General features: G+C 41.1%; 23 protein-coding genes and 1 pseudogene. 3 read left to right on the forward strand and 21 right to left on the reverse strand.

The window, feature by feature from the left end; all coding sequences use genetic code 11:
- Positions 1-723 precede the first annotated feature (723 nt).
- On the forward strand, positions 724-1,080 hold the full coding sequence (locus ICL16_RS08485) for an ArsR/SmtB family transcription factor (protein ID WP_190826401.1): 357 nt from the start codon (positions 724-726) through the stop codon (positions 1,078-1,080).
- A 91-nt stretch (positions 1,081-1,171) separates the two neighbouring features.
- Here the strand turns inward: ICL16_RS08485 and ICL16_RS08490 are convergent.
- The 19 genes and pseudogenes from ICL16_RS08490 to ICL16_RS08580 all read right to left on the reverse strand — a co-directional run.
- Positions 1,172-1,801: pseudogene (locus ICL16_RS08490) on the reverse strand (sensor histidine kinase); the annotation flags it as partial.
- A complete protein-coding gene (locus tag ICL16_RS08495; RefSeq protein ID WP_190826402.1) occupies positions 1,749-2,630 on the reverse strand; it encodes a MalT transcriptional regulator family protein in 882 nt (293 codons plus the stop codon). The gene ICL16_RS08495 and the pseudogene ICL16_RS08490, both read right to left, overlap by 53 nt.
- 320 nt (positions 2,631-2,950) lie before the next feature.
- Positions 2,951-3,619, reverse strand: a complete 669-nt coding sequence (locus tag ICL16_RS08500) for a hypothetical protein (protein WP_190826403.1) — start codon at positions 3,617-3,619, stop codon at positions 2,951-2,953.
- A gap of 213 nt (positions 3,620-3,832) precedes the next feature.
- Positions 3,833-5,227 carry a hypothetical protein gene (locus tag ICL16_RS08505; RefSeq protein ID WP_190826404.1) on the reverse strand — a complete coding sequence of 465 codons (1,395 nt, stop codon included), beginning with the start codon at positions 5,225-5,227 and terminating at the stop codon, positions 3,833-3,835.
- Positions 5,228-5,476: 249 nt separating this feature from the next.
- Entirely contained in the window at positions 5,477-5,950 is a 474-nt protein-coding gene (locus tag ICL16_RS08510) for an ATP-binding protein (RefSeq protein ID WP_190826405.1), read from the reverse strand.
- Positions 5,951-6,023: 73 nt separating this feature from the next.
- Positions 6,024-6,401, reverse strand: a complete 378-nt coding sequence (locus ICL16_RS08515) for a hypothetical protein (RefSeq protein WP_190826406.1) — start codon at positions 6,399-6,401, stop codon at positions 6,024-6,026.
- A gap of 133 nt (positions 6,402-6,534) precedes the next feature.
- Positions 6,535-6,948, reverse strand: a complete 414-nt coding sequence (locus tag ICL16_RS08520; protein ID WP_190826407.1) for a RusA family crossover junction endodeoxyribonuclease — start codon at positions 6,946-6,948, stop codon at positions 6,535-6,537.
- Complete coding sequence (locus ICL16_RS08525) at positions 6,938-8,917, reverse strand: DNA translocase FtsK (RefSeq protein WP_190826408.1); 1,980 nt, start codon at positions 8,915-8,917, stop codon at positions 6,938-6,940. The genes ICL16_RS08520 and ICL16_RS08525 overlap by 11 nt, the downstream gene beginning before the upstream one ends.
- The gene (locus ICL16_RS08530) at positions 8,917-9,717 is read right to left on the reverse strand and encodes a glycoside hydrolase family 24 protein (protein WP_190826409.1); all 801 of its coding nucleotides are present in this window, start codon (positions 9,715-9,717) and stop codon (positions 8,917-8,919) included. Before ICL16_RS08530 ends, ICL16_RS08525 begins: the two co-directional genes overlap by 1 nt.
- Before the next feature lie 22 nt (positions 9,718-9,739).
- Positions 9,740-10,393 carry a M23 family metallopeptidase gene (locus ICL16_RS08535; protein ID WP_190826410.1) on the reverse strand — a complete coding sequence of 218 codons (654 nt, stop codon included), beginning with the start codon at positions 10,391-10,393 and terminating at the stop codon, positions 9,740-9,742.
- Positions 10,393-11,265: a hypothetical protein gene (locus ICL16_RS08540; RefSeq protein ID WP_190826411.1), complete on the reverse strand. Its 873-nt coding sequence runs from the start codon at positions 11,263-11,265 to the stop codon at positions 10,393-10,395. Before ICL16_RS08540 ends, ICL16_RS08535 begins: the two co-directional genes overlap by 1 nt.
- Before the next feature lie 17 nt (positions 11,266-11,282).
- Positions 11,283-11,669, reverse strand: a complete 387-nt coding sequence (locus ICL16_RS08545) for a hypothetical protein (RefSeq protein WP_190826412.1) — start codon at positions 11,667-11,669, stop codon at positions 11,283-11,285.
- A 5-nt stretch (positions 11,670-11,674) separates the two neighbouring features.
- Positions 11,675-12,166 carry a hypothetical protein gene (locus ICL16_RS08550; RefSeq protein ID WP_190826413.1) on the reverse strand — a complete coding sequence of 164 codons (492 nt, stop codon included), beginning with the start codon at positions 12,164-12,166 and terminating at the stop codon, positions 11,675-11,677.
- An 11-nt stretch (positions 12,167-12,177) separates the two neighbouring features.
- A complete protein-coding gene (locus ICL16_RS08555; RefSeq protein WP_190826414.1) occupies positions 12,178-12,654 on the reverse strand; it encodes a hypothetical protein in 477 nt (158 codons plus the stop codon).
- 5 nt (positions 12,655-12,659) lie between these two features.
- A complete protein-coding gene (locus tag ICL16_RS08560) occupies positions 12,660-13,505 on the reverse strand; it encodes a phage terminase large subunit family protein (RefSeq protein ID WP_190826415.1) in 846 nt (281 codons plus the stop codon).
- A 12-nt stretch (positions 13,506-13,517) separates the two neighbouring features.
- Positions 13,518-13,745, reverse strand: a complete 228-nt coding sequence (locus ICL16_RS08565; protein WP_190826416.1) for a hypothetical protein — start codon at positions 13,743-13,745, stop codon at positions 13,518-13,520.
- Entirely contained in the window at positions 13,729-13,998 is a 270-nt protein-coding gene (locus ICL16_RS45460; protein ID WP_337906953.1) for a hypothetical protein, read from the reverse strand. Before ICL16_RS45460 ends, ICL16_RS08565 begins: the two co-directional genes overlap by 17 nt.
- Positions 13,999-14,006: 8 nt before the next feature.
- Positions 14,007-14,612, reverse strand: coding sequence for a hypothetical protein (locus ICL16_RS08575; RefSeq protein WP_190826418.1), 606 nt, complete (start codon positions 14,610-14,612; stop codon positions 14,007-14,009).
- Complete coding sequence (locus ICL16_RS08580) at positions 14,566-14,976, reverse strand: hypothetical protein (protein ID WP_190826419.1); 411 nt, start codon at positions 14,974-14,976, stop codon at positions 14,566-14,568. The genes ICL16_RS08575 and ICL16_RS08580 overlap by 47 nt, the downstream gene beginning before the upstream one ends.
- An 812-nt stretch (positions 14,977-15,788) precedes the next feature.
- Here ICL16_RS08580 and ICL16_RS08585 point away from each other — a divergent pair.
- Entirely contained in the window at positions 15,789-16,640 is an 852-nt protein-coding gene (locus ICL16_RS08585; RefSeq protein WP_190826420.1) for a class I SAM-dependent methyltransferase, read from the forward strand.
- 2 nt (positions 16,641-16,642) lie between these two features.
- On the opposite strand, the gene ICL16_RS08590 is transcribed toward ICL16_RS08585, so the two are convergent.
- Positions 16,643-17,377 (reverse strand): hypothetical protein, encoded by a 735-nt coding sequence (locus tag ICL16_RS08590; protein ID WP_190826421.1) that lies wholly within the window; start codon positions 17,375-17,377, stop codon positions 16,643-16,645.
- A 247-nt stretch (positions 17,378-17,624) separates the two neighbouring features.
- On the opposite strand from ICL16_RS08590, the gene ICL16_RS08595 reads away from it, so the two are divergent.
- Entirely contained in the window at positions 17,625-18,224 is a 600-nt protein-coding gene (locus ICL16_RS08595) for a hypothetical protein (protein ID WP_190826422.1), read from the forward strand.
- 49 nt (positions 18,225-18,273) lie between these two features.
- On the opposite strand, the gene ICL16_RS08600 is transcribed toward ICL16_RS08595, so the two are convergent.
- On the reverse strand, positions 18,274-19,035 hold the full coding sequence (locus tag ICL16_RS08600) for a hypothetical protein (RefSeq protein WP_190826423.1): 762 nt from the start codon (positions 19,033-19,035) through the stop codon (positions 18,274-18,276).
- Between the last annotated feature and the right edge of the window lie 19 nt (positions 19,036-19,054).

The raw sequence follows: 19,054 nt of genomic DNA on the forward strand, positions 1-19,054 counted from the left end.
CCCAACTTGAAGTGAGCATTGTCAAAAACAGCTTCCCAAGGTTTAAGAAGATTAAATTAAATAATTTGCTAAATTATCAACCGTAAGTTGTTTCAAGATGGTTTCGTCCTTGAGTAAGTTGTGGCTTATTAAGAAACCTCTGAATTTTTTTCGTCCGCTGTCTACTTTTCCCAAATTACCGATGTATTGTCTCACTACATATTTTGTGATGCATAGGCTACTTGAGTTGGTCTTTGAAAGACTACCTCACGCAAAGGAGCTTTTTGAGTGGATGGTGCTTTTTGAATGGATGCTAGTTCCATGGATGACACACAACGTGAATGAGAACATACCGCCGTACAGTAAGCACAAATCTATGGTTTGCTGCTTATGGTAGCGTGTTAGCGGCACTAGCAATATTGACATTCAGGATTATAGAACTCAGTAGAGTTGGGGTTGTTAGCAGAGCAAGTAAAAATTTTTTGTTCACGTTTCACACCTTTATTCAGAAGTATTTCTATCGCAGCCGCCTTCTGGGCAAGCAGCTGGGGAGTATTGGCTAACATGTTACTAGCCTCTTCAAAAGAACAACAAAGACTATGATCCAGGTATCAACCTATAATCATGGTATCGACAGTCGAGTAAAATTACATGGCTCGACACACTATATATCAGCTGCAGCTGATATATAAAAAATACATCAGTGTCTGCTAATATGTCAATCTATTTATTAGGGCTTTGACGATGACTGCCAAAACTAAAATCGCCAAAACTCAAGCAACCGATCTCAAGGTCAAACTGTTTCGGGGATTCTCTGACCCCTCGCGCCTAGCTATTCTCAATGCGTTGCGCTCTTCTGGTTCGTTAACAGTCACAGAAATTGTCAAAGCAACGGGTCTAAGTCAATCGAATACCTCCAACCATCTTGGGTGTCTGCGCTACTGTGGGCTGGTTGTTTGCTTTCAACAGGGACGCTTTGTCCGTTATCAACTAAGCGATGAGCGGATAGCGACGTTGCTGCACCTAGCCGATGAATTGCTGGCAGATGTGGCTAAGGGCGTAGACGAATGCAGTCATTATGACGACAAGGAAGATTGCTGAATCGAACACTTTGGAGTTTAGTTGATGGAAGGCAGACAAAGAAACAATTTTGAGCGAGCGCGTACAGTTTTTCTGTTTCGCTACAGTGACCCTATGTTTGATAACGGGGCAAGCGAACGATGAAGGTGCTACCTTTACCAAGTTCGCTTTGCACCTGTATGCTCCCCTTGTGTGCCTGAACAATAGCTTGCGCGATGCCTGCGGCAAGCCGCTCCGCGTCTACGCCAATCCCAATCCAGATCCACCAGTGCTACGTGAGCGAGCCTCCTAACGGAGGAGCTTCGCTAACGCTATTCACGCGATAGAAACGGTCAAAAATCCGCTTTTGCTCACCTAGTGCAATGCCAATGCCCGTATCTTGAACTTCAATCACCGCATTACCGTTGTTGCGCTTGAGAATTACATTTACATAACCGCCAGCAAGAGTATATTGAATGGCATTAGCAATTAAATTAGAAAGCACACGTAAAAGTTGGTCTTCGTCTCCTATGACATATAACGGCTGATGGCATTGCATAGAAAATGTTAGTTGCAAATTGGCTGCACTCGCTAACGCGGAAAACTCTTCGATAATATCATTAATCAAAACGTTGAGACAGCAGGGTAGCCATTGTGTTGCCTGGGTTTGCTGATCCAATCTCGACAGCAGCAGTAGATCCTGAACCAGTTCAACAAGTCGATGATTCTGACGTATAATAGAAGCCAGCGTATCCCGTGCTTCTGCAACAGACAAATAAAGACTGGAGAGGTTTGGAGGAGCGATCTAGCACCTCCTCAACCAGGTAATCCAGGATGTAATGCTGAGTCCCTTTTAAAGATTCAATGACCGTCGAGATGTCTTGAGCACCCTGCATCGATAGCGCCGCTAACTGCAACCCTACAATCCATCCTTCCGTCCGCGCCTGAATTGCTGAAATCTGCTCTAGTGATAAATGGAGCTTCATTGATTGGTTGATAAAAGCAGCTGCTTCTGCATCGGTAAAGCGTAAATTAGCTGCTCGCAGTTCAGTCAATTGACCACTCGCACGCAGTCGAGCCAGACCCAAAGGCGGTAAGACGCGAGAAGCGATCGCTAAGTGTAGTTGGGGCGGCAGATGCTCCAGTAAAAAGGTAAGTACCGAATGAATTGGACGAGCAGTGATGAGGTGATAGTCATCCAGAACCACGACACAGTCATCTTGGAGATTGGCAATCTCATTAATTAAAGAAATTAGGAAAAACTCGAACGAAGTAGGCTCCGTTGAGCGAAGCATTGCCAAAGTTGATTCTCCTAGTTCGCTCTCAAACTTTTGAAGGGCAGCAATAAAATAGCTCCAGAATCGTGAGGGTTCGTTATCACTTTCATCTAGGGATAGCCAATTCACGGGCATCTTGGCTTGACGCGACCACTCGCTTAACAATGTTGTCTTGCCAAAGCCTGCGGGAGCCGAAATCAAGATTAACTTGCATCCGATGCCCTGATTCAACTGCAAAAGGCAGCGATCGCGCCTCACTAAGAATGAGCGGATTGACGGAATATGAAATTTTGTAGATAAAAGCGGGCCAGTCATAGACGACGCCCCTAAAACCTAATTCACTTGCTTGGCGAAGGCAACTATATTTTAACAAGTTAGACGGCTTCAATAGTTATTCGTTTCCTGGTTGGCGAGTCAATTTTTTAACATAAGTAGTAACAACCCACCCCCTTATGTCTGCCTGCGTGTTGCTTTGGAGGAGCTTTCAACGTCGTTGTCAACGCTATCTGCCACCTCTTAAGGCGAGATGGGCGATTGCGCAGAGCGCACTGCCCTTTGGGCGATCGCCTGAGTGCGTTAAAGGGGTAGTTGACTAATCCCCAGGAACACCAGGGTTGCATTAATCTAACTAATTGTTAAACTTGCAAGCACTCAACAATCTGACTAGAACTGACGGACAAACTTAGCAGATAGTCAACCAAGCTTTCCTTGCCACCACTATTTACATAAGCAGAATAGCCTGAGATCGGGGCTTTAGAACAGAAAATGCGTAATTTTCTGAAACTAAACTCCATCAACTTCTGCTTCTCAAGATCGATATTTACCACTAGCTGGTTTTCGACACCGGAAATATGGATGTCAGTGCGCACAAGACTAGAAACCTCTACACATGACTGGCTCCTCAAGTCGGCAGATCCTTGAGACAATTCCTCAAAGGTGACCACCTCTGTGCTTGAGTTTCTCAAGTCAACAAGAGTGGCGTGGGGATGTGAAGCACTCATCTGGCTCACCACTACAGTGTCCTGACCAATTTCCTGAAAATTAGAGATTTCATTAAAAGAAGCTAGTTCATTCGTTGGCAACTTTACCTCAATACCAAGCTGAGTATGCTCTTCAGGAATAAACTGTTGATTGGAAAAATCAACAGAAGGTTCTTGAATTAATACTTCCAAAAAGGATTTGGAAGTATGAGCTACTTGAGTAGTAGGAGTGTAAAATAGCCAACAAATAAACGAGAGAATCACAAACAGCAGGTAAACATCTAACAGTAAGTCGTAGGCTTTATCAAAAAGTTCAGTCATCATGTTCGTTTCTCCAAGTAGTTAATTGGGTAGATTTTTGTAGAGATTTAGCTACCCAGTAGTGGGGCGTTTACGCCCCGTACTGAGTGCCGTGTTCTACAAATTACCAACTACTATTAGGAGTAGGGAAATTAGATCAAGCTAACAAGACAAAAAGAAGCTCTTAGTTGGGAGTTGGTTGAAAACTTGGAGCGGGAAACTTCACATTACCTTACTTTACCGAGTACGGAAATAGTTGACAAGAGAAATCAGGTTATAGTTATACCTCAGTTCGCAAGGACAATTAGAGTCGTATGGGTCAATTGGTTGACCGTTAAATTTAAAGGAGTAGGATACTCCAGTAGAACAGTTGTAAACAACTATCCTATTTCTATCGACACGGATATCAGCACCATACAAACCTTTATTCAAGTCCCTGATTTTATCCAGGTGACTGTAGTCCTCTTCAACTATTTCCCGATACTTGAAGTAATGAACGTAGTCGCGCAAATCAGTATCTTCACCTAATTCAGGTAACTTGTCTGAAAAAGGTAGCCTAAAACCATCAAAGTCAAAATAAAAACTGCGACCAGAGTAGCTGTCTTTGACAACAACCTCTTTATCCATTTTGAAAACTTCAACATTATTCAAACCCTCATTAAGAGCAGAAATAACGTTTTGGTCTGAGTATTCACGCAGCACTATCCGGTCTGAAAGTTTCTTATCCGGACAATCAATTCCTGACCAACCAAAAGGATGTAGAGCACAAACAATTTTGTCTGCGCCATGTAAGTTAGAACAGCCGAGACAGGAATCCAGACAAGCATTTTTAAATTGCCCGTTTAATTTTGCCCAGTAGAAACTATTGTGAAGCTGGAAATATTCTTCTAACGCTTCAGTAGGGTCAGCTCGACGCGAATGGAAATATTTTCCTACCAGATTTTCTCTTTCAGGGTATTTAACTTCAAACAGAACGGCTAGTTTTTGAACTTGATGATCGTTAAGCCGAAAAGAAGCAATTTCTTCTCTAGGCTCGGATTTTGTACCGCAATGCGAACTCAAACGACACAAATGCAACCCGCACAAAACAGGATGTCCTGTAATTTGAGTCACGTAATAGGTGTAAATAGAATTCTGCCGCCAAGTGTATGTAACCTCTAGATTAGTTTCCTCGTTTTGTTCATCTTCCTCTTCTGACGACTCAAAAGAAGAATCATTCAAACCAAGTACTTCGTCCTCTGACTCTAAATCCTCATCGGAGGAGTCTGAATCATCAGATAATCCGTCAACTGAAGAATTACAGGAACGAAGTGCAATTATTTGGTTTGTCCGAGTAACAGTTTCTTCCTTCTCTTCCAATTTACTCACACCCATTACCAAACTACCAGCAGCAGCAGCAGAAATTGTACCAACCAAGCTAAATAGTCCAGTTGCAGTCGCAATAGTACTAACCCGTTCATAGAAGGGTTTATACTTTGCGCCTACCCCTGCGCTTGCCAAAAGGGTTAGCCCAACTGAAGCTGGTAAAACTATTCCCACTGAAGTGGTTGTAGCAAGTATTGATGCGATTCCTACACAAGAATTGATTTCTTGTAGTAGACGAACAACTCGTGTCTTGAATTTGCTCTTCATAATTTCCCCTTTTACATGCTTTAAACCGTTAGTTACTACTAGCAACCCCGGCTTTTCGAGGGGACTAGGGATTCTAACTTTTCATGAGATGAAACTTACTACTCTACTCCTGTCAGCTATAAATGGCACTCAGTTTTTTTAACCATTCTGGACTGATGTTCGAGTTCAATTCTTCTCTAAAAGCTATACTCCCAGTGGCAGCTACAAGCATCGAACTTGTTAATAACCCATACGTTGGCTGCCTATTTTCTAGAAAATATGGCTATTAGATTCGTTTACTTCTAATTCCTCAAAGCAGTCAGCAAAACTCGAAAAATGAAAATATCTCAAGGGCATACGAGAAATCGTTAGCAAAGATAAATTATCCAGAAGAGCTAACATCTGCAAGCTGAATAAATCTTCGGAAAACTTCTCACTAGCACAATGTAGCCTATCAAAATTATCTATTACCAATAGTCTAGCATGATTAAGTGATAAGTGTTGTACACTCGCGTGCCAATCTAATTGATAGTACAGACCAAAACTTATAGAAATAACTTTAAAAAGTTTATCCAAACAAAAGGGATAGGCTAAATCAAGATAAACAGATTCAATGTTAATATCTTTTAACAGACATGACTTAACTGTAAAGGTTTTTCCTCTACATGCCTTACCCCAGAGATTAACATTTTTACCAGTAGTAACTTTTTCAATTAATCGACTGTATTCAAAATGTCTCAACATGATCTCCAACCTCTCATAAGCTAATACTCAAACTTTAATATGAAAATACTAATTGCGAAGTCAACAACTAATCCTAGTTAATAAGTTTAATCAAACTAGAATAATTAACATTTATCCGGATAGGGTGACTAGTAGGAAATTGAGTAACAAAAAAAGAAGTAAGCAAGCCACAACTAACACCAACTGTAAAGATAGAAAACATCTTTAAAATTGAATTGACTTTTGATCCAAAGTCTGGCTGAGGCTGACGCTCTAGATTATGAAAAATATACACCCCGTATATCCTACCTACCAAACTTACGTCTCCTTGGTAAATACAATTATCAGGCGATCGCTCATCCAAAGGTACTATCTTAATCAGTCGCGTATCAACATTATGCATTTCAGCATAATATTTTTTAACCGATAGTACCTGGTATTTCAAATCATCAAAATTATCAATTTTACTCATCTAAATTCACCATTTCTATTGAGTGTCTCGCTTATCCCATCAAGTCTATATTCTCACTTTACCCTCTGGAATAACTACCGCTCATGCTAGAAGCGACAGTCACGCAATATGTTATACTTGTTTTAATTTATTATTATTTGTTAGTATACAACATATTTAATTTGCTAAAATGTTCTAACATAAAGTCTGGTGTTTTTGACATTCGTAGGATAACTTCATCCTTCTTGCTCCGATGGTAATAATGAATAACAGGAGACTGAATAGTACACAAATTATCGTTCTTAATTACTGCAGCTTCAACTAGCCCGTCCATGATGTACTTACTAGCTGCTGCAACATTATCATGATCGCGGGCAAAAGTTTTTAAATACCAGTGAAATTCTAGCCAAACTTTATCTTTAAACTTCACATCACAAGTACAAGCAAACTGGCAGATTATGTTCGTCCAGTGTTTCTTGTGTCTGGCGCTAACTTGCCAACCTTGTCGAGCAAAATTTATCTGGTCATTAAGCGTCGGTGGTAGACTAAGTGTAATCTCAAATATCATTGTCTCCCTCCAAGCCAGATATAAATTCAGCTACAGCATCGCGCAAGCGCTTATATCTCCTCCCATCCGAACGCGATAATTTAAATAGTTCTTGGACTATCTCATGAAGTTCATAACCGCGTTTATGTAGAGAAATAATACTAGATTTAGTATGCTCATCAAAAGCAATATTTGAGCTAAATTCTTCTAATTTATTGCCAAGAGTAGTATCAGGAATTGGGGCTGATTTTTCGGTAGTAGTAGAACTATCAAAACTAGAAAAACCTAATCCAGAATCCCAAGGAGTAATATCACTCGTGTGATTTTTAGCCGATTCTAGATAGTTTTCAAAATCCTTCTTTTCATCGCCCAGATACAGCCCCTGGAGGCGCATAACCCCCAAAGGTGATTTGTAGAGCATATCACCGAACCCCAACAAACTGGCTGCTCGGTTATCGTCGGGGTCGCCCAAAATAATTCCACTGTCTTCCGGTCGAGAAGTTGCAAACGCCACCTTTGCCGGACAGTTAGACCGGATAAGAGGTTTAATAACGTCTTTGTCCGGACGCTGGGTGAACAGCAAGATATGTATCCCCGCCGCCCCCGCCTTCGCTAACAATTTCATCAGCATCAGTTCTAGGAGATCCTTGTAGTTGGGGTCAGACAGCAGATCGAAGCATTCATCAATTAAACAAACTATCCGTGTCATCGGTACAGCAGGAAACATCTGATTGTACTGCGCGACCTTCTCCACAGAGACTCGTTCAAACTCAAGGTAACGAAGTTCTTGTTCCGCTACAAGGTATTCTAGTAAGTTTCGAGTAGCGATCGCATCCTTAGCCACCGGAGCAATCAAATGGGGTAGCCCGTCAAAGCAGCCAAACGTCACACGCTTAACATCGCTAAGAACCAATCTCACTACTCCAGAGGGATACCGCCTTGCCAAATACAAAACTGCAGCCCGCTCAAACTGACTCTTACCCCCACGAGTACGCCCACCACCCAAAATATGAGTTACATTTTCATCGTAGAGGGGTATTTCAACATAAGTACCGTCCACATCCACACCACCAGGAATAACAACCCGGTTAATATCAAACTCCCCTGAAAACTTGACATAATCAGCAAAATATGCCTTTTGTCTATCCAAACGAGGGATGTCAAACACAACCGCCCCCGGTACTACTGATATCATTGGTGGGTTTTCTATTTTGAGTTCATCCCCTAGCTGCTGTACCAAGTCATTTCCCAAGCCCTGGACTTTCTTGAAACTTACTCCCTTTGCTAGCTTAACCTTCACCCGATTAAAAGTAGGTCCAGTTTTCGTATCAACGTATTTGCAATCAATACCAAAGTCCTGGAGAACACCTACAAGAACATTTCCAGTGTCAATCATCGAACTAGACTGAGGATTTGAAGAGTTATTAGAGACAGATAACTCTGCTTGGTTTTGGGCGGCTGCTGGTAAAAAGATTTTTTCTCCCCTAGCCTTAGCAACCAAATTAGCTGCCTGATAACCCAACTGTTTCAGATACATATTTTCCGTTTTCTGGGCCAGTTGAACAAAATCGAGGTAGGATTTACCTTCGAGATACATTCCATATAAATCTTGCTGGAAAACCTGCTTTTCGTATTCGGAAGGAATCCTATTAATTAATATATACCTCAAAGATAGTTGAGCAAAAGCCAAATCTGATAAATTACAATAATCATGACAAACTTCTAATATGCTACTTTCAGACATACCTGAAAGCACAGCTTGATAAATTATCTCAAATAAATAGTCATGACTATAGCTAACAATTGGACGAGTAAGTTTTTCGGAAAACTCTAACTGTGAAAGAGTAGCAGCGATATAAGATTGTTGCTCCTGAGTAAATAATTCTCTTGCATCGGCTAAAATTTCGCTATTCGATAAACCCTGTTGCTTGAGGCAAATAATTGCCGATGTGATTGACTCTAGAGTGTGTTGATTGTTTTCCACATTCATTATCTACTTGATACTAATTGCTGTTGATAGTAGCTGATTAACTGTTCTAAACTTTTCGGATTTTGTCCGTAATTGTTATAGGGCATACTCGCCCATATTCTTCCAACTTTACGAACTGCACTATTAAAATTACCCGCGTTAACATCATTTAATGCACCTGCCTCTGTAATTAAAGCAACAGCCATCTTATCTTGGGAAGCAGGAGAAAAATCTTTCAGTTGAAGTCGATCTTTAAGGTAGTACCAATTCTTGTCCAACATCTGATATCCCCCAGCCGCAGTCGAGCAAACTGTTCTACCATTTATTGGTGCGCACTGCTTGCGTAAAGGGTGAGAACTAAAATCGTTAAATTCACCATTGAAAACTAGCTTGCGATAACTTTCACTTCCCGATGTACCTGTCTCTGCCCAGCGGATTGTGGCTAAAAAAGCTTGCATTTGTTTTGAATAACTATTGAAATCGCTACTACTAAATCTGCTTGAAGAAATAGAAGCAATACCTACATTATTCGGGATTTTAAATAGATATATTCCCAGGACAACTAACGAAGCAACTGATAAATGTATGGGCTGAAAACGCGATAATAAGTTGTAACGTGGATTCCATACTAATCCCACTAAACCACCAGCAATAAACCCAAATTTCCAACTATCAAGTGCCTTACCAAAACTGTTTAAGAGGCAAACCGTATCCGCACCCTTTGATACCAATCTACACGGTAAAGATGTCGCTCCATAGGAGAAAGCAACACAAGAGGCTGCACCAACCAAACCTGATATAAAAATCGGTATAATCCGCATTTTTACTTTCTCCCCATTACCTTCAACGATTCGCCAAATACTTGTGTAAGTAGGGGCGAGGGTTTTGCGCTACACCATTGACTCGTACTTCAAAATGCAAATGCGGTCCCGTTGACAACCCCGTACTACCAACTGCCGCAATCATTTGTCCCCGTTGCACCCACTGCCCGCTCGAAACATACAACTGGCTAGCATGACCATAAAGCGTTGATATACGAGCGTTATGACGGATAACAACTGCATTTCCATAACCGCCTTTGGAACCTGCACTCTCCACTCGCCCTGCATCCACTGCGTAAATTGGTGAACCTTTTGCTGCACCAAAATCCATGCCAGAGTGAAATCTTCGCTCCCCAGTAATTGGATGTATGCGCCAGCCAAACTCAGAGGTAACAGGTGAATTAATAGCAATAGGAAATCCAATCTTATGGGGCTGCGCTTGTAAACTCGTCGGCACTTGCTGTGGTAGAACTAGCGCTTGGAGCGATTTCACCAAAGTTTGAGATTCAACCCATGCGGAAATCTGAGGAACCATCATCATTGCTACTAGAACACTACTGGCGATACTCCAAAGGAGTCGCTTTGCGATCGCATACCTCCAACTAGCACTATCATTCGCTGTTATTACATTTCTTTTTGTTGCCTTCTTACCTTGAAAATTAACAACCAAGCGCATTACAAGTCACTCACATCCAAAATTGTCGTGTTAAATACGTAATTTGGTTGGGCGCGGTAACGGGGGTCAGCTTTTACCACAGACATAAATTGGTGATGACCATTTTCAGATTGAGCCGCAAGACACGCATATGAAGCCTTATTGACTTTAGACTGATTACTTCCCGAATGCTGGTTAAGCCCAATCATCCCTGACTGTATAAGTTCGCCATTAACATCACCATCTCGATTTACGTCCCGACGGAACTTCACTGGCGCAACCTGAACTAGCCCTTCTTCCACACGACCGAAGATGCCGTGATGAGTACCAACTCGCCAAGCAGAATATTGTCCTGGTTCAATAAACGCTGCACCCGCTTTCCCCAGTGGATTGCGTATTGCAGGTAATCCTGGCTTAACTGTAGCCGCCCAGTTACCTACAATTACAGGCTGACCGCCACGAAACATCAGCAGCAGGCGACGGTCACTCCAATCATTAATACGGTTCCCGTTTGGTTTACCAAGCTGATTGGCACCACGAATGTAAATGATATTCACTTCGCCCTCATTCTGCGATACCTTGTAGCTAAAGCGCTGCATCGCCTGATAAATACGGACAGCTAAACTATTAGGAGCTTGGGAAACTTGCGGGTTAACCAATATACGTACTTGCTGTACTACAGGTTGAGCGTCTATCCACTCTGAAATAGGATGCACAACAATAGATACTGCAAGCAATGCTGTACAAAGCGCATATTTCCAACTTGCTGAATCAAAATCACGCGCAGGAGTATGGACATCATCAGATGATGTCAAATCAGTAGAATCAGAATCAACAAAACCCCCAGCATCAGTATCTTGATCGTTCTCGCCAAACTCAAAAAGGATTCGCATTTTCCGTGCATAAGCGTTCAGTTTTTATTTCTTGCATTCGCAGGAACCGTCTGCCAGCAACCTACCTGAGAGTCAAGTAATACTGACTCAAAATCATTTCTGGCGACACGACAGTTAGAAGAACTAGAAGTAGGGGTAGAAGCAGGTACAGAGGACGCAGAAGTACGATTTGTTTGTTCACTAGGTAAATTGGTATACGACTGTTGGGGTTTTTGGGCTGGAGAAGAATGCTCATTAGATGCTGTCTGGTGAACCCCTCCAACTTGAGTTGACAAAGCTTTCTTCTGCACTTTCTGCAATAATTCCATCGCCTCACGCCAGTTATAAAATTGCAAATACCCTGGTTGAGCTATATCCGCAATCCACAATAGTAGTGTCAGCCAAAAAATAAGTCTTACCCACACAAGAACTATTCCAGTTGCTTAACGACTGGTAGTGTGAACTGGGGTACTTTCTCTGGAACAACCTCTATTTTCTTGCCAGAAACATACCCCGGTCCTGTGTAAGAACCATTCAAGAGAAAGTTAACTAGCATCACAAACAACCAAAGACCAACTAAGCCTACTCCTACAGGCGATTTAATACAATCCGATAGGAAATAAGCTAAATACCAGAAAAATCGCCAAGGATTCTGAGGATGTAACCGATGCGCCTTCCAAACTTCCACATAGGGAACTTCTATTTGAGGAACCCTCGGCTTGTAAGAAGTAGGCGAATTGACGTATCTAACCTCAACTGGTTGACTACTGTAGTCAATCGTCACAGGGGGAGTAGAACTAAACTGCTGTATGCCACCTGGCTGTTGTACTTGAGACAGCATTGATTGCAAGCGATTTACAGGTACAATTGCCCCACCTTCGGAATAGTCGGCATTAAATTCTCTACGTCTGTTATTACTCATGAATATTCACCTTAACTAATTGAAGAGTTAGTTGAATTGTCTTCGTCCCAAATGTCTTCCTGTTGCATCCGCTCGTAAAATTCCTGTGGTGACATTTCTCCTGGTTGGGAAACAACTCTAGTACGAAATTGCACAACATTAGGAGAATTTAGAACCGGGCGTACAGGTCGTGGAGATACACTTATGTTTTGCTGGGGTGAAACTGGCAGTTGATTTTCCTTTTGGGGTTGAGGTTGAGGTTGAGGTAAATCATCAGAAGCTAACTGGTTGTAGTCATTTATCCCCCAGCTCAAGAAGCAAGCAAACCCAGCTAAAAAAACAACCGCACTAAACCAATGAACACCGCTGTTTGGGGATGCCATCATTTCGACAGTAGTACGAGATGAACTTTCTAAGGTTGTTCGCACCGGTATACGTTTAACTCCTGCTATCACATTGAAAGAACACAACAGCAGACAAATAAGGGCAGCAGCAAACTTATCATACATAGGATTCACTCCCCTGATTGCTTACTAACAGGTTGCTTTTGATTAACTGACTGTGAGGGGCGCTTTTTCAAAAGCTGAATGTATACTCTGCGTGCTTCCTCCCGCTGCTTTATTCGTTCTCGAATATCTGCAACCTGTGCCATCTGCTCTACAGGATCGGTATACCCCCGCGCCCGTAGCAGTTGTGCCTGAGCTAAAGAGTACGGTTCTTGGGCATTTTTAATCTGAATCAACATCTGATTCAAATCCACAGCAGGTTGAGATTCTAAGTTCTGGGCATAATCGATCGCCTCAAGTTTACCCAACAGCAAAACAGCAGCAGCCCCTGGTGGTAGTTTTTCTTCTACCTTTGTCCCGTCAGTTCGCTTGTAGCCCCAGTAAAATGAATTGTTTCCAGAAGCAGCTTCTAGCAGTTTATCCAGCGAATTAAACTTAACTATTTCTAGCGCAGGCATATAGTGCAGGCGGTAGAAACCAGATTTTTCATCCGACTGCATCTTGGAAACTTCTGCCTTGAGTTGCTGTCCCCACAGGGCAGCTGCCAGTTGTCGCCATCCTGTTAAAGTGGGCGTACCCTCAACTGAGGAATAACTTGACAAATGATCCATATTGTAGTCAGTACGCGAGAGCTTCTCCAGGTAAACTTCCCGAATCTGAGCAACTTGTGCCTTCGCCTGCTGTACCTCAGATATTTGGTTAGCTGGTAGTTGTTGTCGCCAACCAACCATGAGCGCAACGCTACCAATTACAGATAATGCTCCAACAGTCGAACAAACAGTCCACAAAGCGGCATTTAGCTTTTTCTTCTTTCTCGGCTGCTTAGTATTTTGTAGAGGTTTAGGTGTAAACACAGCTACATACCCCTAACTATTATCACTATTATCAACAACCAAGTGTAAACGCGGACGTTTATTTATCTCACGGGCGATTGATATCACCGCGCCACCGACAACTATTCCAGTAAGTAAGAGCAATGGGTGCAAGGCAAGAGTAGCCCCTACTCCCATCAACTGCCCCACCATACCCGACACGCCCAGGTTCATTAACAACCCGCCGGAGACATTTACTAAAAAATTAACTGCTGCTTGCATTGCCTTTGTGCTCCCTGGTCCAGATAATAAATAAAGCAAGTACTAATCCAATCAGTTCACCAATCCCCACACCGACTAAGATTGGTTGAATACTCCTCACTTCAAGCCTATCTTGAGTGGGAGGAACCGCGATCCACGTCCCAACAACCGTTCCAGCTACTACGCTCAAGAAGTTTATGCCTACCGCCAAGGTAGAAGCTCCTCGCAATTCGGACAAACTCTCATCCCGCAACTGGTAGCAGATAGGTAATATCTGTTGAACTATTTCTTCTGAGATTGCCCGGTTTTCGGCTGCGAGGACTTCAACTGTTTCTGCTGCGGTGTCGATGAACCTACTAGCAGGGGATGATTGATCTCCTCCCAGTTGATCTGACCGAAAAAATTATCACCAATGCGACTTTCAACCCTAAGAACGGCTCGGTCAGAGTCAGTTTCACCAAATGAAGTAGAACCCGTACCGTGAAATATTCTTTCTTCAAGTGCCAAAGTAGAAGATTCAAGTACAACCTGATGGCGTAATTGTCCTAATTGAATGCCTTTATCTAAATCTCGGTAAAGTATACCCACAAAACTATCTGGTGCAGCTTCTTCTGGGTCAACACCAAACCTTTGTTTGATATACTCGCGCTTGTTGAAATGATATCCATCAGCTTGTTGGCATTCAGAACGCAATTGCAATAAATACAAAGCTGCATCGCGCAAAGATTTATTCTCTTTAGAGGCAACTTGCTTAACTTGTAACAAAGAATGCTCGGTAGGTTCAGATATTTTATCTCCGTCAACTTGAAGATTTAATAAATCGCATACTTCACGCAATTCTTCAAGCGACACTTGCAACTGAGAAACCATCTGGTTGATATGCTTCATTGTTTCTTATCTTCTCCAAAATTTCTCTAACTACAATATCGTTCTTCCTCGCATCTTCAGGAATATATCTAATAATAAATTCCTCAAGAGACATCAAATTAGCCTTCAATAAATACTCGCTCAACCCCCCAGCAGGAAGTACATCGGATAAATATTCGCTATGGGTTAACCTCCTGTACTTAGTTGCTATGTAAAAGTAGTCTGCTGCCTCTACACCATCGTTAGTAAAAAAGCCTCCCTTCTTTTTAGGTGGAATAATCCCAGCAAATCGATACCACTTTTTTAGTGCAGTAGTTGTAATTCCATATCGCTGCGCCAACTCGGTTTTTGTATAAAGCCTATAGAGATATCTTACTTGCTCCATCAAATTTACCCGCAATCAATCAACAAACTGAGCAGTTTAATAGAACTGTAAACAAAGCTCTAACAAATCTCTAGTTGAGTAGCCAACAATCAAATCATAGATTCAAACAAAGCTTATTTCAACTATCTAGTAAATACTCAGTTAATCCCAATTTAGTTTGGTAACTCCTAAAAGATTACACAGCTTCAAGTTTAGCGGCAATCTAAATAAATAGATTTACCCAGTATTTCTGGATAATAACTATTGAGAATAATATCTTCTAAAAAAGGTAAAGTTGACAAAAACAACCTTACCTTATGGAAGAAACACTCTATTCTCGGTTGCAACAGTATTCGTTCCAAGCCAATCGCCCCAACTATAAAGCTGCTAGCTCTATCCATAGATGCCGGACTAAGTGCAAGTGAATGTATGGAACGGATAATTAGGGAGATTGATACTGATTAACTACTTTTGACTACGATATTTAAGGATTAGATCGCCGTAGCGATCGCGCATTAAAATACAATGCACTTGTTGATTTTTGGGGATATTGGATATGTTTTGGGTTGTCAACCTCTTCACCCTGTCGCACTGTGACGAACGTACAAGGTAGGGTACGCTTGTCACAATACTGGTTGGAAGAGTCAAAATAGAAAGCCACAGCCAAAGCCAGTGCTACGGCTACTGTGACGATTAACCCGCTTGCGGGGAGAAATTCCGGATTATTGTACGAATAATGGGGGTTGTCACCGTTAATTGTCGTTCAATACTTAAACAGCAAAAAAACGAATTTTAGATAAAATAGCTCAAAAGCAAATAATTCTTTAATCAACATGGAAGTTCAATTTAGTAAATCCCCAACAATTCAATCAGATGTATGTCGCACCGCAGTAGTAATGGCTGCAAAACGAGCTATCGAAACAGAAAGACCAGATCGGTTATTTGATGACCCCTTCGCCGCACAACTAGCTGGTGATGCTGCAATTAATTTACAAAAAGAATGGCTCTCGAAAACCCAAGACTCAGCAAGCCAGCTAAAAGTACAGTTTGTAGCAGTTCGTACAAAGTATTTCGATGATTTCATCATGGAAGTGGTGTCAAAAATTCATCAGGTAGTATTCTTAGGAGCAGGTTTAGACACACGAGCATATCGGCTATCTTTCCCACCAGAAACACAATTATACGAAATTGATTTACCAGAAATTATTGATTATAAGCGAGAGATTCTCAAAGAGATTCCGCCAAAGTGCCGTCATCATACAATCGCAACCGACCTCAAACAGCCTTGGTCGCATTTGCTTTTACAACATGGATATCAATCGAATATTCCCACAGTTTGGCTTTTAGAAGGACTTCTGATGTATCTTGATGAAACAGAAGTTCATCAATTGCTTTCAACAATCAGCGAATTAAGTCCTACTGGTAGCTACTTAGGCGCTGATTTGGTTAGTGTAAAATCGTGGCAGATTGGTTCTCAAAATAGCAAAGCCGTAATTAGCGGTCACTGGCGATTTGGAACAGATGAACCAGAAGAATTATTTGCTACTTATGGGTGGGAAACATCAGTAATACAACCAGGTGATCTCCGTGCGAACTACGGACGGTATACGGTTGAATTAGCACCACGAGAAATTCCAGGAAAAAGACGTTCCTATTTGGTTGTAGGAGAAAAGAAAGAAAATTAAGTTCAGTTTGAAGGTGCTATGCGTACAACTTCAAAATCCTCTTTGTGAGAGATACCAAAACGAGTAGGCTCTCCCATATAGTCAATCAAATAAAAATCCGTTGAATAACGACACCTCGAACGATCTGGGCGAATGCCCTCGTACTCATAACCCTTAACGTGCTTATCTCTTGCCAAAATCAGCTGCAAAGTCTCCAGTTGTGGAAGAGTTTCACGCCAAAATTCTAAATAGTTGTAACCAATCAATCGAGGTGGACTCCAAATAGCTCTACTCTGCTCCAAATTAGGATTAGTATGAAGGCAAACGTTTGTAACATTACTCACAGCACAAGTTATCAGACCTTCGGATGTACACTGCATAATTGTTTCTTGAAACCGCATATAATCCAGACCAAGAATATCTTCCAAAGCTCGAATCGAAGCCATAGATAGCACCTGTTGTTTTTGCAAAAAAGGATTTCGAGTTGACTTGTGCTTCAAAATACAGTTGGGAGATACGCAAGCCTCCACATCAAAAAAATCCCAAACATCCTCTCCGTACTTAATAATTACAGAACTTAAACCAAAGCGTATCGCCCAGGATTTTAAAACTTCACGAAATTTTTTAAGAACATAAGTAGCAAAACAATAATTATCAACTTTGACTATCAACGCATCAATAGTAAAGTCGGGAGTGCAATTCCAGCCATAATGCTGTAACTCGTTCCAAAAAGCCAAAGACAAATCAGCTAATTCCATCGCTGTAAGTCAGAAACGATTAGTATAAGACAAATTTCTTACGGACAGTGCCCGTGAAACTTGTCAATCCTAATGGTGATATTACAACATCTGGTACAAAATCTCAATGTTCAAAACTGATTTTCCGATGAAACATATATTTAAATTTCAATCCACCGCTTAATTTGTCAGGATCATAGCTTACGGGAGATAATAGTAAAGACAGAAAATCCGATTGTGTGTCGCCCCCTCAGCTTAAAGCCATATCATGCCAAACCCAGAAACACCTAAAAAACCTGTAACTCTTGAAGAACTAGAGGCAGATAAAAAAGCCCACCCTGAAAGGGGGATGATAAATGGAATATCAGTAGTTGAAAGAGGATCGCAAGAATTGAGGGGTCATATCCCCAAACCTTTATACGACGAAATGATTTACATCACCCGTGCTTTTTCATTAGGTAAGGCAGAAGCAGCACAGTATGGTGCATGGGAAGCAATAGATAGAATGTGCGTTCATGAAAGCGGACAAGATTTTTTGAAATGGAAAACTATTCAATATGACGGACCATATAGATTATTTAGAGGAGGCATGCCTATAGGGTTATATGAATCATTAACTTCAACGCTAGAAGAAAAAGGGTATGCTCCAGAAGATATGGCTACTATAGTAATTAGTTGCTTTGTCAGCAAATGCAATAAGGCTTATCAAAAGAGATTAAAGCAACTAACAGAAAAATTTCAGGTCAGCGAAGCAGAAATTCTTGATATATTTGCAGATGATGCCAAGAAAATAGCAAGAGACAAAAAAATAGAAAAGTTAAAGTTAGGAGAAGAATTAACAGAAATAGATCGAGAAAAAATGGACTAAAATTTATCCTTGATAAATATGAACATTATAATATATTTATCAAGGATAATCACATCTTGTCATTATTTTCATTTTCACAATGACAATCAGAATGCTCTCCAGAACAACCATGCATAAGATAATAAATTTTATATAATTGTCTAGTACGCACTTTAAACTTATTAGCTAAAAAAGTCATTTGTTCCTGGTCTGGAAGAGTATCCATATTTAATATAAATTCTAATAAATCATGGCAAGAAGATGAATCAGAAAAGTATTTTTTGACCCATTCTTCAGTTCCTAAAACCGTAGGTTCTGGTATATTTTGATTACGCAAATTAGCTACAAGCTGCTGGTAAGCAAAATAACCTGCAGCTAGCTTTTTAATCAACAAAGAAACACCTTCTTTGCCTACAGGTTGAATAACATCTAATTCATCTGCCTCAATAATTTCTAACAAATCACGACCTAGTTGAGTTTCTGTAGAAATTCGCTTACCTACAGTATTATCCTGAACATTTTCATTAGTTCCAGCATCTGGCAGTACTGTAGTTCCAGACTTATAAATAGCCCAACCAGATGCCGCAAAAAATCTGTCAAATCCACCAGGCGTTGGTAAAGATATACCGTTCAATATTAAATATTCTAAAAAAGCAAAGGCAAAATCCACCAAATTACGCAATCGCTTACTTTCAGGTTTATTCCCCCTAGATTTATTACCTGTTGTTCTCTCCCAAGCCGGTGGCAAAGACATCAGCTTTTGTTCCATTTCATCATTCAATGGAACATCAATATATTTGTACTGCTTATTTTTATCGGAAGTATCACTCATATCTATAAGTCTATAACTC

The organism is Iningainema tapete BLCC-T55, assembly GCF_014698965.1.
Lineage (GTDB): Bacteria > Cyanobacteriota > Cyanobacteriia > Cyanobacteriales > Nostocaceae > Iningainema > Iningainema tapete.

Excerpts from the sequence above, each read along its gene's own strand:
- ICL16_RS08515 (WP_190826406.1), bottom strand. The coding sequence starts at position 6,401 with ATGAGTAAAATTGATAATTTTGATGATTTGAAATACCAGGTACTATCG.
- ICL16_RS08485 (WP_190826401.1), top strand. The coding sequence starts at position 724 with ATGACTGCCAAAACTAAAATCGCCAAAACTCAAGCAACCGATCTCAAG.
- ICL16_RS08535 (WP_190826410.1), bottom strand. The coding sequence starts at position 10,393 with ATGCGCTTGGTTGTTAATTTTCAAGGTAAGAAGGCAACAAAAAGAAAT.
- ICL16_RS08500 (WP_190826403.1), bottom strand. The coding sequence starts at position 3,619 with ATGATGACTGAACTTTTTGATAAAGCCTACGACTTACTGTTAGATGTT.
- ICL16_RS08555 (WP_190826414.1), bottom strand. The coding sequence starts at position 12,654 with ATGTATGATAAGTTTGCTGCTGCCCTTATTTGTCTGCTGTTGTGTTCT.
- ICL16_RS08565 (WP_190826416.1), bottom strand. The coding sequence starts at position 13,745 with ATGCAAGCAGCAGTTAATTTTTTAGTAAATGTCTCCGGCGGGTTGTTA.
- ICL16_RS08495 (WP_190826402.1), bottom strand. The coding sequence starts at position 2,630 with ATGACTGGCCCGCTTTTATCTACAAAATTTCATATTCCGTCAATCCGC.
- ICL16_RS08530 (WP_190826409.1), bottom strand. The coding sequence starts at position 9,717 with ATGCGGATTATACCGATTTTTATATCAGGTTTGGTTGGTGCAGCCTCT.
- ICL16_RS08595 (WP_190826422.1), top strand. The coding sequence starts at position 17,625 with ATGCCAAACCCAGAAACACCTAAAAAACCTGTAACTCTTGAAGAACTA.
- ICL16_RS08510 (WP_190826405.1), bottom strand. The coding sequence starts at position 5,950 with ATGTTGAGACATTTTGAATACAGTCGATTAATTGAAAAAGTTACTACT.
- ICL16_RS08550 (WP_190826413.1), bottom strand. The coding sequence starts at position 12,166 with ATGAGTAATAACAGACGTAGAGAATTTAATGCCGACTATTCCGAAGGT.
- ICL16_RS08575 (WP_190826418.1), bottom strand. The coding sequence starts at position 14,612 with ATGAAGCATATCAACCAGATGGTTTCTCAGTTGCAAGTGTCGCTTGAA.
- ICL16_RS08520 (WP_190826407.1), bottom strand. The coding sequence starts at position 6,948 with ATGATATTTGAGATTACACTTAGTCTACCACCGACGCTTAATGACCAG.
- ICL16_RS08525 (WP_190826408.1), bottom strand. The coding sequence starts at position 8,917 with ATGAATGTGGAAAACAATCAACACACTCTAGAGTCAATCACATCGGCA.
- ICL16_RS08580 (WP_190826419.1), bottom strand. The coding sequence starts at position 14,976 with ATGGAGCAAGTAAGATATCTCTATAGGCTTTATACAAAAACCGAGTTG.
- ICL16_RS08600 (WP_190826423.1), bottom strand. The coding sequence starts at position 19,035 with ATGAGTGATACTTCCGATAAAAATAAGCAGTACAAATATATTGATGTT.
- ICL16_RS08590 (WP_190826421.1), bottom strand. The coding sequence starts at position 17,377 with ATGGAATTAGCTGATTTGTCTTTGGCTTTTTGGAACGAGTTACAGCAT.
- ICL16_RS08540 (WP_190826411.1), bottom strand. The coding sequence starts at position 11,265 with ATGCGAATCCTTTTTGAGTTTGGCGAGAACGATCAAGATACTGATGCT.
- ICL16_RS08505 (WP_190826404.1), bottom strand. The coding sequence starts at position 5,227 with ATGAAGAGCAAATTCAAGACACGAGTTGTTCGTCTACTACAAGAAATC.
- ICL16_RS08585 (WP_190826420.1), top strand. The coding sequence starts at position 15,789 with ATGGAAGTTCAATTTAGTAAATCCCCAACAATTCAATCAGATGTATGT.